Origin of the sequence: Aeromonas sp. EERV15, assembly GCF_900079845.1 — a bacterium.
GTDB classification, from domain to species: domain Bacteria; phylum Pseudomonadota; class Gammaproteobacteria; order Enterobacterales; family Aeromonadaceae; genus Aeromonas; species Aeromonas sobria.
In genome coordinates, this window is the sequence record NZ_FKKY02000193.1 from 1 (window position 1) to 318 (window position 318).

At 41.5% G+C, this 318-nt stretch carries 1 protein-coding gene; it reads left to right on the forward strand.

Going from position 1 to position 318, the window contains the following annotated elements:
- Positions 1-109 (forward strand): IS3 family transposase (locus tag BN4575_RS22010; protein WP_141689828.1); only part of this gene is annotated, 109 nt, incomplete at its 5' end.
- Positions 110-318: the final 209 nt, after the last annotated feature.

Consider the following 318-nt stretch of genomic DNA (forward strand, 5'->3'; position numbering starts at 1 on the left):
TGATTATATCGAAATGTTTTACAACCCAATCAGGCGCCATGGTTCCAATGATGGGCTGTCACCGGTAGAGTTTGAAAAGCAGTTCAATGTTCAACAACAGAGTGTCTAGAAAACTAGGGGCGATTCATAAATAATAGAATGTGTTTTTCTAGACAGACTGATCAAAATATCCATATCGTCATGATGAACTGCTAAATAACTGTTCCGAATAGTAGATCACTGGAGGAAGGGAACTCAGTCCAGTTTGTGCGATCTGATTAGTCGCCAAACAAAACAAGCCACACCCAAAGGACTGAGTTGATGCCTATCCTACCACCC